The following is a 15,770-nucleotide window of genomic DNA, read 5'->3' as shown; positions in this document are numbered from 1 at the left end:
CATGGAGCGTTTGAACCTGCTGCTTGTCGACGACAACCCGGACGACCGCACCCTGGTGATCCACGAACTGCAAAAGGAGTTCGCGGGACTCGCCGTCGATCAGGTCTACCAGGCAGAAGCCCTGGAACAAGCCCTCCAGGCGCGGCGCTTCGACCTGGTCATCACCGATTACCGGCTCAACTGGAGCGACGGTCTCGAGGTGTTGCGCCGGGTGCGTGCCGTCCTGCCGGACTGTCCGGTGATCATGTTCACCGGCACCGGCAACGAGGAGATCGCGGTCGAAGCGATGAAGTGCGGGCTGGACGACTACGTGGTCAAACATCCGAAGCACTTCAAACGGCTTCCCGCAGCGGTCCGCGCCGCACTGGAGAAGAAGCGCCAGCACCTCGCCCTGGTTTCCAGCGAGGAGGAGTTTCGCCGCGTGATCCGCTGTTCTCCGGTCGCCATGGCCATTTATGACGATGAGGAACGTATCATCTTTCTCAACGAAAAATTTGTGAGGGTTTTCGGCTACACCCACGACGACCTGAGGGATCTCGACGACTGGTGGGAGCGGGCCTATAGCGACCCCGACTACCGGCAACAGGTGCGCCTTACCTGGCAGCATGCCCAGGAAAAGGCGCAGCGCACCGGCAACGACATCGAGCCGCACCGTTACCGCGTGACCTGCAAGGACGGCACGCAGCGCGTCGTGGAGATGCTCGGCTCGATCATCGGCAACAAGCACCTGGTCATCCTCAACGACATCACCCAGCAGCGCTACGCCGACGAGCAGCTGCTACAGCTCGGTGCCATCGTGGAATCGACCGACGACGCCATCATCGGGATGAACCTGGAAGGGATCGTGCTGAGCTGGAACCGCGGTGCGGAGAGGATCTACGGCTACAGCCGCGACGAGATGAAAGGGCACTGGTACGGCCAGGTACTGCCGGAGGGGGCGGACAACGAACTGCAGCAGATTCTGGAGAGCACGCGGCAAGGTGACCACGTGGAGCACTTCGAGACCCTGCACCGCAGAAAGGACGGCAAGATCATCAATCTCTCCCTCACCATCTCACCCATCGTCGATGCCGACGGCAACGTGGCCGGTGCCTCAACCATCGGCTCGGACATCACGCACCGGGTGAGCCTGGAACAGCAGCTGCGCCAGGCGCAGAAAATGGAGGCGCTGGGAACCCTGGCCGGCGCCATCGCCCACGATTTCAATAACATCCTCACGGCCATCATCGGGCACGCGAGCCTTTTGGACCTCAAGCTGGAAAAGCACGACCCGCTCGCCGAAAACGTGCACCAGATACTCGAGGCGGCCAGTCGCGCGGCGAACCTCACCCAAGCCCTACTCGGATTCAGCCGGAAAACCCCCATTGAGACCAAGCCGGTGAGCCTGAACGGCATCATCAAGAAGGTGGAGCGCCTGATCGTCATGCTCCTCAAGGAAAACGTGGCCTACCAGGTGAACCTCACGACCGAGGACCCGACCATCCTGGCGGATTCGGGACAGATCGAGCAGGTACTGATCAACCTCGCCACCAATTCGCGCGACGCCATCCCCTCGGGCGGCGCCATCCGCATCAGCACCGCGGTGGTCGACCTCGACGAGCAGTTCGTGAAGCTGCACGGCTACGGTGTCCCCGGGCGCTACGCGAGCCTCAGGTTCAGTGACAACGGAGTGGGGATGGACGAGCGGGTCCGGACCCGGATTTTCGAGCCGTTTTTCACCACCAAGGAGTCGGGACGCGGTACCGGGCTCGGCCTCGCCATCGTGTACGGCATCGTGAAGCAGCATAACGGCTTCATCACCTGCTACAGCGAGCCGGGGCTGGGTACCACCTTCCAGATCTACCTCCCGGTCACCACGCGCGAGTCGGTGCAGCGGGTGAAAGGGCCGGAAGCCCCGCCCAAGGGGGGACACGAGACCATTCTGGTCGCCGAAGACGACGAAGCGACCCGGAACCTGGACCGCAAGATCCTCGAGGCGTATGGCTACCGGGTCATCGAGGCCGCCGACGGCGAAGAGGCCATCGCGAGGTTCCGCGAGCACCAGGACGAGATCGACCTGTTGTTCCTGGATTCGATCATGCCGCGCAGAAACGGCCGGGAGGTCTACGAGGAACTGATCAGCTTGAAGCCCGGCCTCAAGATCCTTTTCACCAGCGGCTATCCTGCCGACGCCTTGGGCGGACTGCAAGGAAAGGAGTTCCGCCTGATAGCCAAGCCGATCCTGCCGACCCACCTGCTAAAAACCATCCGCGACGTTCTGGACGAGCACTAACGCCAACCGTAGCAGGGGATCTGGGGGAGGGTGCTACCGGACTAAAATGATTGATTAAGAGGAAATTCCAGAGGGCTTGTGGTTTCGTTACTGGTGGGGGCTGAACTTAAGAGGGATGCTCGTGAGCTTACGTGCCGCGGCTATATCTCGATCCGGAACTCTGCTCCTTCCTCGGTGTTGCGGACCGCGAGCCGCCCCCCCATGTTGCGCTCGATGATCGATTTCGACATGAACAGCCCCACGCCGGTCCCCAGTTGAGGGCCCTTGGTGCTGAAATAGGGGTCGAAGATCTTGTCGATGATCTCGTCGGGCACCCCACCGGCGTTGTCCGCGACAGTTACCACGGTGGTCTCGCCGTCGCGGGTTATGTGGATGGTCACTTTGGGGGCGGGGCACTGGCGTTCCGCTAGCGCGTCGCGTGCGTTGATCAGGATGTTGATGAGGACCTGGGCAAATTCGTTGGGGTAGCCATGGATGACCAGGTCCCGGTCGGCGTGCAGCTCGATGTCGATGCGGGGCGTCTGCAGGCTGCCGCGGATCAGGGAAAGGGTACCGGTGACCGTATCCCTTACGTTGAAGTCCACCTTCACCTTGTCAGGTTTGAAATAGTTCCGGAAATCGTCGATGGTGCGGGACATGTGTTCGATGAGTTCCATCGCCTTGCTGACACTCTGGGATACGAAGGCCCGGTCGAAATGACCGAGGTCGTAAAACAGCAGGAACTGCTGCACGGTTAATCCCAGCAGGTTCAAAGGATGGCGCCACTGGTGGGCGATGTTGCCGATCATCTCTCCCATGGCGGCTTGCCGGCTCTGCAAGAGGAGCAACTGGTCCTTCTCCCTAAGCTCCGCGGTCCTCAGGTCGACCCGGTTTTCCAGTTCCGCATTGAGCCTTTTCAGGTCTTCCTCCGCGCGCTTGCGCAAAAACGCCTCCACCACCGCCGGGGCCAGCAGTTCCAGAGACTCCTGCTGCGCCTGGGTGAACCCCCCCGGCCGGTTCGCTACGGCAATCATGCCGGTGATTCGGGAGTTCCTGAACAGCGGCACCCCCAAAATGGAGTCGAGGGGAGGGTGGCCATTGGGAAGGCCGATCCGGTTTGGGTGGTTGAGCAGATCGTTGCAGTAGTGGGAGCGCCCGTCACTGATGACCCTACCGTAAATCCCGTGCACTTTGAACTCGCAGACGCTGGCTCGGTGCCCTTGGCAATCGAGGGTGTCGCAGGCATCCCACCCTGGGTTACTGACCGCCAGTTGCTGAAAGCCGTCCTCGTGTATCTCGCCGATGAACCCGAAGGCGCTCTGGGTTAGGTGCTGAGCGATCCCGAGGCAGGCCTGTGCCAGTTCATGCTCGGTCGGCGCCGTCAGTGCCGCCCGCAGCACCGCACTCACTGCTTCGAGGACCGCGTTTTTCCGGCGTATCGCCTCTTCCATGGTTTTACGCTGGGTGAAATCGGTAAGGGTTACTACGCAGCCGATGATGGCACCCTGGCTGTCGGTGAGACTGGTCGCGTTGAGCAAAAGCTGCAGGTGCTGGCGAGCTTGGGTTGGGAATTCTACTTCGGCGCACCGGGTGCAGTCGCCTTGCAGGGGAGAAAAGATGGAGAAAGGCTGGCCAGAGACAAAACGCAGCGGGAACAGCTCGTTGAAGGGGCTCAACAGCGGATTGCTGCCGCACAGTTCATGGGCAACCTGGCTGGCCCGGATCACGATGCCGCGCTCGTCGCAGACCACGATGGCCTCCCCGGCCTGCTCGATGATCGAACTCGCCAGGCGTTCTGAGGCGACGATCTCCTCGGTTTTTTTGCGCAGCGTAAGATCGGTGATCACCACGCTTACGCCATGTCCACCGGGGACCTCGAAAGGGCAGCAGCAGAGGATGACCGGGATGCTCTGCCCCTGCTCGGTGATGAGGACCATCTCATCGGAAGCGCCCCCCGGCTCCGGCTGCGCCATGAGCGCGTTGAGCAAGGGGCGCTGCATGGGCGAGAGGTACCAGGCAAGCTTGGTGCCGATCAACTGCGTCAGTTGAACGCCGAGCAGGTCAGCCAGACGCTGGTTGCCGTAGAGGATGGTGCCGTCTTCCGAGAGGGTGGCCGCACCTTCGTTCATGGTCTCAACAAGCACACGGTAGGGGTGATCGGCGCCTTTGAGGGTGAAGACCTGATCTCCGTCGGAACCCGTCACCACGAAGGCATCGACCTGTCCGCGGCCGATGGCCCGAAGGGTCTCCTCGGCCTCTTCGAGGCGGTTTTTTAGTTCAACCACTTCCTGAAACGGGACAGCGTTGGGATATTCGCAGGCCATAACTCACCTCGAACATGAGACGCCGAGTCCGCTCAACAGTCGGTCGGTGTGGGAGAGGTCTCCGATAAAGCGTCGGGCGGGGGGCGGGGTCTGCTTCACCAGGGTAGGGACGGCGACAATCTGGTATTCCTTGGCGCACAGTGGCTGTTGGTAGATGTCGATGATTTCCAGGTGGTAGCGCCCCGCCAGGTGTTCCTTGCAAAAGGCGCGGATGTTTTCGATGGCGCGCAGGGAGTTCGGCGTCATTCCGCTCACGAACAGTCGGAAATCGTAGGTGGCGCAATCGAAGGGGGGTCGGGTGGTACCGGTCCCGGTAAGACGCTTGTTTTTCTGTGCGCTGCGCGTGTTGTCGTTATCCCTCATGACATCCCCTCGTTGTACCAGTTAAAAGCCGCTAGCTGCCCGAAACCGTCTCGAAGGGGGTAGGGGAGGCTTCGGGTAGCTCATCGGACTGCCGGTTTCTGGCCACTGAACGTGTGGTTTGGGCAAGATGCTCGCGGCGCAGGTGTTCGCGCTCGATAGCGCGTTCGAGCTCATCTTTTTCCGATTGGAACTCCAGCGTCAAGGCGGCAATCTGGGCCTCGAGAAGCGACTTTTTCCTCAGGATCTCCCGCTGTTTGCGCTCGATCTCCTGGGCGCGTTCCAACGCCTCGGCACGCTCCCGTGCCTCCTGGGCGATACGCCCGGAGCCGGTCAGCACCCCTCCCGGACCGAGGTAAACGTCGAGCAGCTGCACGCCCTGCGAGGTGAGGCAGAACTCACGCACCTGGTTGGAATGCTCCATACCCCGCGACTTGAGGATGAAAAGGCCCCGGTTGCGCTCCCCGCTCCCCTCGATGACCTGCAGTAAAAGCCAGGTATCCATCACCGACGAGATCCCGATCTCCGTATGCTCCAGAGTTCCCCCTGCCACGGTGAGGTCGGTGCAGAATGCGGTGATATTTTTGAGCTTTAGGTAGTCGATAAGCCGGGAGAGCATTGATTTCGCCTCGAAGGGGTTGGCAGCGGTCACCATGTTCGATATGGGGTCGACCACCACGACGTCGGGGCGATAGGTCTCGACTGCCTTGTGCATGGAGACGAGGTGCATCTCCAGCCCGTACATGGTGGGGCGAACGTTGTTGAACTGCAGAAGGCCCGCTTCCAGCCAAGGGTTGAGGTTGATTCCAATGGAAAACATGTTGCGGACGATCTGGTTGCGTGACTCCTCGAACGAGAAGTACAGGCAGCGTTCGCCCCGCCGGCAGGCGGAATCGACGAAATGGGCGGCGAGGCTCGACTTCCCGGTCCCCGCGGTACCGGTCACCAGGACGCTGCTCCCCTTGTAAAACCCCTTGCCTCCGAGCATGGTGTCAAGGCGGGGCACCCCGGTCGAGACGCGCTCCGTGGAGGCCGGGTGTTCCAGGCCGATGGAGGATATGGGGAGCACCGAGATCCCTTGGTCGTCGATGAGGAAGGGGTACTCGTTGGTGCCGTGCGAACTGCCGCGGTACTTCACGATGCGCAGGCGTCGAGTGGCAATCTGTTCGGTCACCTTGTGGTTGAGGAAAATGTCGCAATCGGCCACGTACTCCTCAAGCCCGTAGCGGGTAAGGGTATTGGCCCCCTGCTCGCCGGTTATGACGGTGGTTACCCCCTTGTCCTTGAGAAACCGGAACAGCCTGCGCAGCTCGGCGCGCAGCAGGGCGTCGTGCGAGAATCCGGAAAAGAGCGACTCGATGGTGTCCAACGCGACGCGCCGGGCTCCGATGCTGTCGATGGCATGAGCCAGGCGAATGAAGAGACCCTCGAGGTCGAACACGCCGGTCTCCTCAATTTCGCTGGCGTCGATGTGGATGTAGTCGAGGGCCAGCACGCTCCTGCCCACCAGTTCAACGAGGTCAAAGCCAAGGGACGTGAAATTTTGGGCCAGTTCCTCGGACTTCTCCTCGAACGAGATATAGACCCCCGGCTCACCGAACTCGGTGGTGCCGCGCACCAGAAACTCCATGGCGAGCAGCGTTTTGCCGCACCCCGTCCCGCCACAGACCAAGCTCGGGCGTCCCAGGGGAAGACCACCCCCGGTGATCTCGTCGAGCCCCTTGATGCCGGTGGGGCACTTCGCGATCGGGATCGCCGCGACTGGAAGGCTCTCTGCCTTCGGTTTCATGGTTCCTCCGTTGGCTGTTCCGCCACTTTTACCGGCACGGGCCGGCTGTGGGGCCAAATCCAGGCTACATTGTAAATTGCTTATGAGAGTGTTGCAACCAACCGGATGCCGGATACCCTATGTAGCGATGTCTTTCCTGTGCCAACTATCCGCCAGCTTCGGTACCACGGTGCCGTTTCCATGGAGAAAGCTATGACCGATGGCCGCGATGCTCAGCATTTTTCCCATCAAACGATGGGCCCTCTGCTCATTGTGGAAGACGACAAAGATTCCTGCGAGATGCTGGTGCTTATCGTGAGGCGACTCTACCCGGAACTGGTCACCTACTGTGCGGGGGACGGCAAAACCGGCTGGGAGCTCTTCAGACAGCACGCACCCCAGATCGTCATCACCGACCTGAGCATGCCGGAGATGGACGGCTTGCAGTTGGCCATAATGATCCGCTCCCAGCAACCGCGGACCAAGTTGATTGCCCTCAGTGCGGACTTGGAACGGGCTGTCCAGCAACGCACCGGCCACGAGACGCTGGTCTTCGACCATTTCCTGGCGAAGCCCTTTCACTTCAAGGCATTGATGGCAGTCATTGACGAACCGGGCCCTGCCTGAACAGGTGTGCCGGCAGGGTACCTTCGCCCCTGAAAGGTAAGGATGCGGCTTTGACTGAATCGGGGCCGACAGTCGTGAGGCAGGTTTGACAACCAGACAGTCATCGCTAAACTAAGAAACCGTTAATCTCGGACTGCTTCCGTCACTGCCGTCGGCAGTGAGACGGCCGAGCTACCGGGGGAAGTATCTTCGGCTGTCTCGGCCGGTCTGCTGTCTGGGGGCCGAACGGCTACAGTCAACGGAGTGGGAGATGAGGGACCGCCTGATAGTGCTGGTTGAGGACAACGCCGACGATGCCTACCTTGCCATGCGGGTGATCGGCAAGGTGTGCGCGGACCGCGTCATCGTGGCCCGGGACGGGGAGGAGGCGAGCCAGTTGCTGCAGAATATGGCGCTGGACGGCATGCATCGACAGGTGCGCTTGGTGCTGCTCGACCTCAAACTCCCCAAACTGAGCGGGATCGAGGTGCTCCAGGCGATCCGTTCCAGCGAGCTTTTGTGTGGTCTGCCGGTGGCCGTGCTCACCTCGTCGGACAACGACCTCGATCAGGAACGCTGCCGGGCCCTCGGCGTCATCGACTACATCTACAAACCGATGACCGCCGACCGCCTGCAGCGGGTCCTGGTGCAGGACAAGGAACCTTGATGGAGCCCCAGCCGGCCCAGAGCCAGCACTCCGGTGCTCCGGCCGACCTCAAGGGCCTCTCCCTCCTCTACGTGGAGGATGAGGCCGAACCCAGGGGGATGGTGAGCAAGATGTTGCTGCTCAACTACCCAAACCTCACCGTGTATCCCGCTGAGAACGGCGCTGCCGGACTGGCGACCTTTCAGAAATATCTTCCCGAGATCGTGGTGACCGATATCAACATGCCGGTTATGGACGGCATCCAGATGTCGAGGGCCATCAAGGAGCTCCGGCCCGACGCCCTGATCATTGCCGTTACCGCCCACAGCGACACTTCCTATCTCCTCAATGCGATCCAGATTGGCATCCACTATTACGTGCTCAAGCCGATCAACTATGACGAGCTGTTCTCCGCGCTGGACAAGGTACTCGACCAGGTCGCCCTGCGACAGCTGGTCGAACGCCAGAACCGGCGCATCAGCGAAAGCGAGCGGCAACTGGCCCTCGCTCAGCGTATCGCCCACCTGGGGAGCTGGCAGTGCGAACTCCCCGGCGGCCTCATGACCTGTTCCGACGAGATGTACCGCATCCTCGGCCTGCTACCCGGGGGGGCGCAGGTGCGCCTCGAACGGTTTCTGGAACGGATGTCCCCCGAGGATCGCGCGTTGCTGCAGGAGGAGCTCGCTGCTGCGACCGCCAACGGGCAACCGCTGGAGGCGCTATTTTGCCGGGTACGCCGCGAAGATGGCAGCGAACGGATCCTCAAGATCGAGGCAACCGTGATGCCCGCCGCGGAACACGTCCCGGTCACCCTGGTCGGCACCGCCCTGGACGTCACCGAACTCAAGCGCGCCGAGGAGGAGGTGCGTTCCCTGACCGATGCGCTGGAGCGCCGCGTGCTGCAGCGCACCTCGCTGTTGCAGGCAAGTCTTCAGGAACTCGAACATTTCAGCTACCTGGTTTCCCACGATCTGAGGGCTCCCATAGCGCGTCTCGAAGGGTTCTGCCGTGCCCTGCTGGAAGACTGCGGAGAGTGCCGCAGCGACAACTGCCGTATCTACGCCGAGCGCGCGGTGCGGGTGGTGCGCCAGATCAAGAGCATCATCGGCGCTTTCAACGATCTCAGCCACTTTACCCGCTGCACCATGGAAATAGGTGAGGTGGATCTCAGTGCCCTGGCACGCGGCATAAGTTCCGATTTCCAGCGCACCGAACCCGAACGTAGCGTCGAGGTCAGGATCGCCGAGGGGCTGGTGGTACAGGGAGACGGGCGTCTTTTGAAGATCGCACTGGAGCACCTCATCGGTAACGCATGGAAATTCACCTCGAAAAAGCTGCAGGCCTCGATCGAATTCGGGGCCCAAGGGCATGAGGGGAGCCCGGTCTATTTCGTGCGCGACAACGGTGCCGGGTTCGACATGAAGTATGTGGACAAGCTTTTCAAGCCGTTTCAGACCATTCATAGTCCCGGCGAGTTCACCTGGAGTGGCACCGCCATCGGCCTTGCCACGGTGCACAGCATCGTGCTACGCCACGGCGGCACCATCTGGGCCGAGGGGGTGGTCGATAAGGGTGCGACCTTCTTCTTTACCCTGGCAAGCGACCCCGAACCCGGCAGTTACTACGAAAGAACCCATTAGCCCGCAGGCAAGCCGCCGCCACGGTGGCAGGAAAAAAAGGGCAGGCCATGGACGAAAAACGAGCCATAGGGAGTGCTAACGCACAGGCAATCTTGCTGAGGGCGCTCCTCGACCACTCGACGGAGGCGGTCATCACCGCAAACCGGGAAGGGGTAATCCGGCTTTGGAGTCGGGGGGCCGAACACCTCTTGGGGGCGGGAGAGGCTCAGGCGCTAGGCCGGCCCCTCCTGACCCTGGCGGCACCTGCCGGCCGGGAACCGCTCTGCGATGCGCTGGATCGATTGCGGCGCGGAGAAGGGGTGCAAGCCCTCGAGGTTGAGTTGCTGGCGCAGGACGGAGGTGCGTTTTCAGCTAGGGTGACCCTGGTGCCCCTTGAGGATGGTTCCGAGGAGTTGGGCACACTCGCCCTGCTGGCAAGGCGCGATACGGTACAGGAACGGCTGGAAGAACAGCTTCGCGAGACAGAGCGCCGCTATAGAAACCAGATCGAACTGGCAGCCGACGCTATCGTTGTCCTGCAGCAGGGACGTTTCGTCTACGCGAACTGTGCCGCCCTGGGGCTCTACGGCGCTGATTCTCTGGAGCAGCTGCAGCAGGTAACCGTTCTTGACCTGGTGCATCCCGACGAGCGCGCCGAAGTGCGCGACCGTTACTGGCACCTGATCGAGGGGGTGGCCAACCCCTTGCGGGAGTGCCGGCTCTTGCGGCTGGACGGACAGGTCGTTCCCGTGGAAACCTCTTCGGTGGTGATCAACTACCAGGGTGAAACCAGCATCCAGGTGATCGCCCGTGACATTTCGGCTCGCAAGCGGGTCGAGACCGAGCGGGAACGGCTGGTGCAGGAACTCGCACTCCAGCGTGCCCAGTTTGAGGCCGTGCTCCGCCAGATGCCGGTCGCGGTGGTGATCGCCGAGGGTCCCACCGGCAGGATTGTCTACCACAACGAAGCCTCCGAGGTGATTTTCCGCAGCAGTTTCCCCCGTGTCGAAAAGGTCGGGGATTACCTGCAGTGGGAGGTGACTACCATGGACGGCAGGCGGCTTGCCGCGGAAGAATTTCCCATGGTGCGCGCACTGTTGCACGGCGAGCGGGTTATCGGGGAGGAGCTCAAATTTGTCAGGGGGGACGGGAGCCACGCGGTGGTTAGCATCAATGCAGCTCCCATTTCCGACCCCGGCGGGGAGGCCCGCTCCGCCGTCGTTGTCTACACCGACATCACCGAAAAACTCGCGGCGGAGGAAGCCCTGCGCCAAAGCGAGGAGCGCCTCGACCTCGCGCTGAGCGGCGCGGACATGGGGTGGTGTTCCATGGAACTGGCTACGAGACGCGGCCTTTGGAGCCAGCAGCACTTCGTGCTCCTGGGATACCCGGACCCGGGGCCGGGAAGTGCGCCCGCCAGTATCGCGCAGTGGCAGGACCTGATCGACCCCAAGGATCTGCCCCGGGTACGCCAGGCTCTGGAAACCGCCCGGACCGGGCGCTCCCTGTTTCGCTCCGAGCACCGGGTCAGGCGCGCCGGCAATGGTTCAACGATCTGGGTCTGCGTGCTGGGGCGCTTCAACTACGACCGGGAGGGGGAGGCGACGCATTTCATCGGCATCATTTTCGACGTTACCGAGCGCAAGATGGCAGAGGAAAAAATCGGCGAATCGGAACTGCGGCATCGGCTCCTCTTTGAAACGAGCAGCCAGGGGATCATCTACCACGACGCGGACAACCGGGTAATCACGGCGAACCCGGCCCTCTTGCGGATGATCGGGAAGAGCGAGGCGGAGCTGGTCGGCAAAACGGTCGGTGAATTCGGTCTCAAGCTGGAACGCGAGGACGGCTCGCCCTTTCCCGAGAGCGACATACCCTGTGCCATCTCCTTGCGGACCTTGAAAGAAGTACGCCAGGTGGTCCTCAGGATGTACCGCGAGGAAACCGGCGATTACCGCTGGTTCAGCATCAACGCCGTTCCCCTGTTCCATCCCGGCGAGCCGCGCCCCTACCAGGTCTACGCCACAGTGGAGGACATCACCTCGAGCAAACAGGCCGAGGCGGCGCTCCGGGCGAGCGAGGCGAAGTTCCGCTGGCTGTTCGAGTCGAACCTCATCGCCATCTTCTTCTGGAAGGCAGACGGCACCGTGACCGACGCCAACGACGCCTACTGCGAGCTCCTCGGCTATTCGTCCCAGGAGTGCCACGAAGGGCTGCTCAACTGGCTCGAGGTAACTCCCGAAGACCACCTCTCCCGCGACTTTGCAGCTCTGGAGGAGATCAGGACCCGCGGTCTTTGTCGCCCCTACGAGAAGGAGTTCCTCAACCGCGGAGACGGACACCGGGTTCCGGTCCTCTGCACCGGCGCCTTGATGGTCGGACAGGAGAGTGACGGCATCGGCCTCGTCATCGACCTGACCGATCTCAAGCGTGCCGAACAGGCGCTCAAGGATGAGGTCGCCGAAAAACAGCGTGCGGTGGATGAGTTACACCGCCAACAGCAGATGATGATCCGCCAGGCACGCTTCGCCGCCCTGGGCGAGATGATCGGAAACATCGCCCACCAGTGGCGCCAACCGCTCAACACCCTCGCGCTCCTCATCCAGGAACTCCCCTGGCACTACGACCACGACCAGTTCAGCCGCGAGTACCTGGGTTCCTGCGTGACCCGCTCCATGCAGGTCATCAACCACATGTCGAAGACCATCGACGGGTTCCGGAACTTCTTCGAACCGGACAAGGAAGAGGTCGATTTCCAGGTCGCGGCTGTTTTGGCCCAGTCCGTCTCCATCGTGGAGGCAGCCCTCGCCGAGTTGAAGGTGGTGATCGAGGTTCACCCAGATCCGGACCTCTATCTGCATGGCTGTCCCAACGAGTTCTCCCAGGTCATCCTCAACATCCTGATGAACGCGAAGGACGCCTTCCTGGAGCGCAGGCCCCCCGATCCCCGGATCGTGATCAGGCTCTTCAGGGAAAAGGGGAGGGCAGTGGTCACCATTGCCGACAACGCAGGCGGCATCGCTACGGAGATCATGGACCGCATCTTCGATCCTTACTTCACCACCAAGGGGCCGGACCGCGGCACCGGTATCGGGCTTTTCATGTCGAAGACCATCGTGGAGAAAAACATGCACGGGGCACTCAGTGCGACCAACACCGAAACGGGCGCGGAATTCCGCATCGAGGTTTGATATGGCACCATTTCCCTACACCATAAGCGACATCTCGCTGCTGTACGTGGAGGACGAACCCGAGGCCCGCGGCATGCTGAGCCGCATGCTGTCGCTCAACTACCCGGGGCTCAGGATACATGTCGCCGAAAACGGCATCGCCGGCCTGGAAATCTTCCGGGAGTTTCGCCCCCAGATCGTCCTGACCGATCTCAACATGCCGGTCATGAGCGGCATCCAGATGGCGCGCGAGATCAAGGCGCTGGAACCCGAGGTTGTGACGGTGGCGGTAACCGCCTACAGCGATACCTCGTACCTTTTGAGCGCGATCGAGACCGGCATCCACAACTACGTGCTCAAGCCGGTGAACTACGCCGACCTGTTCCGGGTGCTCGATACCATCCTGGAAAAGTTGCTGCTGCAGCGCCTGGTGGACGAGCAGGACGAGCGGATCCGCCGCCGGGAACAGCAGCTGAGCGTGGCCCAGAAGGTCGCGCACCTGGGGAGTTGGGAATGGGATGCCGCCACCGGCACCGCGACCTGGTCCGACGAATTCTACCGGATCTGCGGCATGGAACCGGGACAGGCACCAGCCTCCTGGCGTTCCTTTCTGGCCATGGTGCACCAGGAGGACCGGGCAACCGTGGAGCGTGCCCTGGCCCGGGCCTTTGAGCTGCGCCAACCACAGGTCTCCCAGTATTTTCGGCTGGTACGGCCGGACGGTTCGATCCGGGTGATCAACGCACATTCCGAGCTTATCTGCGATGATGCCGGCCGGCCCCGCTCCCTCATCGGTACCTGCCACGACGTAACCGATTCGGAGACGGCCCAGGCCGCCCTGCGCGCCTCCGAGCAGCGCTTCCAGAAGATATTCCAGGCTACTCCCGACCTGTTGTGCATCACCGGCGCCGAGGACGGCACCTATCTGGAGGTGAACGAGGCCTTCCTGGACGACCTGGGGTGCCGCCGGGACGAGGTGCTGGGGCGCAACGAGGAAGAGCTCGGCATCTGGGCCCGGGAAAAGGAGTACCACGGGGTGTTGCGGGCGCTCGAGGATCTCGGCGAACTGCGCGACCTGGAGGTGCATCTGCGCACCAGGCAGGGGAGGGTGCTCTCCGGCATCGTATCGGCTCAGTACCTGGACATCAACGGCAAGCGCTGCATCCTCACCCTCTTCAAGGACATCAGCGAACGCAAGAGGATCGAGGAGGAGGTGGCCCGTCTGGCGAGCATCGTGGAGTCCTCGGACGACGCCATCATGGCAACCGACGGCGACGGCGTGATCACACTCTGGAACCTCGGTGCCGAACGGATTTTCGGGATTTCAGCCGATGAGATCAAGGGGCTTCCCCTCACCGCGCTGGCGCCCAACGAGCGTAAGGATTACCTGAGCCAGCAGTGCCAGCTTTGCCGTAAAGACGGGAAGGCCGGCCACCTCGATCTTCCCTACCAGCGCCGGGACGCCCGCCAGATCCAGGTTTCCATCACCCTCTCCCCGCTGCGCGACAGCAACGGGACCATCATCGGGCTTTCCGGGATCGCCCGGGACGTGACCCGGCGCTCCGAACGGGAGGAGACCAACCGGCACCTTGCCCTGCACGACCCGCTCACCGACCTCCCCAACCGTAAGCTTTTCATGGACTTTTTGGCCCTCGAGGTAGCCCAGGCCCGGCGCAACCGCAAGTCCCTCGCCGTATTGTTCCTGGACCTGGACCACTTCAAGCAGATCAACGACACGCTGGGGCACGCCGCGGGCGACCTCCTTTTGCAGGCGGTGGGGCAGCGGCTCAAGAGCTGCGTTCGGGAATCAGATACCGTGGCGCGCATCGGCGGAGACGAGTTCAACGTCCTGATGCCCGACCTGCACCAGACCGACGACGTCGGCACCGTGGTCGGCAAGATCATCGGCGTCTTCGAGACCCCCTTTTTGCTGGACAACGTGGAGGTGGCCGCCTCGACCAGCATCGGGGTGAGCATGTTCCCCAACGACGGCGACAGCAGCACCGAGCTGGTACAGAAGGCGGATTCCGCCATGTACGTGGCCAAGCAGCGCAGCGGCAACACCTACCAGTTCTACAACGCCGAGATCAACACCCGCACCGCAAAGCGCCAGAAACTGGACCGCCAGTTGCGCCAGGCCATCCATGAAAACCAGCTGCTGCTCGAGTTTCAGCCGCTGGTGCGCATCGCTACCGGCAAGGTGGTCGGTGCCGAGGCGCTGCTACGCTGGCAGCATCCGGAAGAAGGGCTGTTGCTCCCCTCCCAGTTCCTCGGCGTCGCCGAGGAGACCGGGGTCATCCTGCCGCTTGGCGAGTGGGCCCTGCGCAGTGCCTGCGCCCAGATGAAGCGCTGGCAGGATGACGGCCACCAGTTCACCATCGCCGTCAACCTCTCCAACCGCCAGTTCCACCGTCCCAATTTCGTGGAGAGCACCCGGGACCTCCTGGAGGAAACCGGACTTGATCCGAGCTCACTCGAGCTCGACCTCACCGAATACGCCATCATGGACGACCTCGACTCTTCCATGCGGCACATGCGCAGGCTCACCGACCTCGGGGTCCACTTCACCGTCGACGACTTCGGGATCGGGTCCTCTTCGCTGCAGTGTATCCGGCAGCTCCCCATCGAGCGTGTCAAGATCGACCGCAGCTTCATTCGTGACATCCTCACCCAGTCCGACGACCTTGCCGTGGTCAATGCCGTGATCTCCATGTCGCACAACCTGGGAATGAAGGTGAATGCGGTAGGCGTGGAGTCCCAGGAACAGCTGGAACTGATCCGTTCCAAGGGGTGTGATGAAGTCCAGGGGGACGTGATCAGCAAGCCACTCCCCCCCGAAGAGTTCGAAGTGTTGGTGGCGAACCTCTAGCTGCGCGCACTGCGGTAAGCATTTTCCACCCCCGGTGCGCCGCTTCACCACCCGCCTCAGCTCACGGCACACGCCGCGGCACGCCCGGTGCCGCGCCCTTTTCCCCCGTCTTCTCGGGGGCCTTCCTTGCCTGTCCCAGAATCCTCTGTTATAACTT

At 62.1% G+C, this 15,770-nt stretch carries 9 protein-coding genes; 6 read left to right on the top strand and 3 right to left on the bottom strand.

Annotation, left to right across the window (positions count from 1 at the left end):
- Window position 1 precedes the first annotated feature (1 nt).
- Window positions 2–2,272 carry a PAS domain S-box protein gene (locus H7688_RS17510; RefSeq protein ID WP_183362492.1) on the top strand — a complete coding sequence of 757 codons (2,271 nt, stop codon included), beginning with the start codon at window positions 2–4 and terminating at the stop codon, window positions 2,270–2,272.
- 140 nt (window positions 2,273–2,412) lie between these two features.
- On the opposite strand, the gene H7688_RS17505 is transcribed toward H7688_RS17510, so the two are convergent.
- From H7688_RS17505 to kaiC, 3 genes are read right to left on the bottom strand one after another with little or no spacing between them, the layout of a single operon-like run.
- Complete coding sequence (locus tag H7688_RS17505) at window positions 2,413–4,575, bottom strand: GAF domain-containing protein (RefSeq protein WP_183362491.1); 2,163 nt, start codon at window positions 4,573–4,575, stop codon at window positions 2,413–2,415.
- Window positions 4,576–4,578: 3 nt separating this feature from the next.
- The gene (locus H7688_RS17500) at window positions 4,579–4,938 is read right to left on the bottom strand and encodes a circadian clock KaiB family protein (RefSeq protein ID WP_183362490.1); all 360 of its coding nucleotides are present in this window, start codon (window positions 4,936–4,938) and stop codon (window positions 4,579–4,581) included.
- Between the two features lie 31 nt (window positions 4,939–4,969).
- Window positions 4,970–6,724, bottom strand: a complete 1,755-nt coding sequence (kaiC, locus tag H7688_RS17495; protein ID WP_183362489.1) for a circadian clock protein KaiC — start codon at window positions 6,722–6,724, stop codon at window positions 4,970–4,972.
- A gap of 252 nt (window positions 6,725–6,976) precedes the next feature.
- Here kaiC and H7688_RS17490 point away from each other — a divergent pair, with 252 nt between their 5' ends.
- The 5 genes from H7688_RS17490 (at window position 6,977) to H7688_RS17470 (ending at window position 15,613) form a co-directional block, all read left to right on the top strand.
- A complete protein-coding gene (locus H7688_RS17490) occupies window positions 6,977–7,330 on the top strand; it encodes a response regulator (protein WP_183362487.1) in 354 nt (117 codons plus the stop codon).
- Between the two features lie 250 nt (window positions 7,331–7,580).
- Window positions 7,581–7,976, top strand: a complete 396-nt coding sequence (locus H7688_RS17485) for a response regulator (protein WP_183362485.1) — start codon at window positions 7,581–7,583, stop codon at window positions 7,974–7,976.
- On the top strand, window positions 7,976–9,595 hold the full coding sequence (locus H7688_RS17480) for a response regulator (RefSeq protein ID WP_183362483.1): 1,620 nt from the start codon (window positions 7,976–7,978) through the stop codon (window positions 9,593–9,595). The genes H7688_RS17485 and H7688_RS17480 overlap by 1 nt, the downstream gene beginning before the upstream one ends.
- 47 nt (window positions 9,596–9,642) lie before the next feature.
- Window positions 9,643–12,765: a PAS domain S-box protein gene (locus H7688_RS17475; RefSeq protein ID WP_183362481.1), complete on the top strand. Its 3,123-nt coding sequence runs from the start codon at window positions 9,643–9,645 to the stop codon at window positions 12,763–12,765.
- Window position 12,766: 1 nt separating this feature from the next.
- On the top strand, window positions 12,767–15,613 hold the full coding sequence (locus tag H7688_RS17470; protein ID WP_183362480.1) for an EAL domain-containing protein: 2,847 nt from the start codon (window positions 12,767–12,769) through the stop codon (window positions 15,611–15,613).
- Window positions 15,614–15,770: the final 157 nt, after the last annotated feature.

The sequence above is a fragment of the Geomonas limicola genome (genome assembly GCF_014193675.1).
Classification (GTDB): domain Bacteria; phylum Desulfobacterota; class Desulfuromonadia; order Geobacterales; family Geobacteraceae; genus Geomonas; species Geomonas limicola.
The sequence above is the reverse complement of the archived record's forward strand: the minus strand, read 5'-3'. Positions and strand labels throughout refer to the sequence as shown.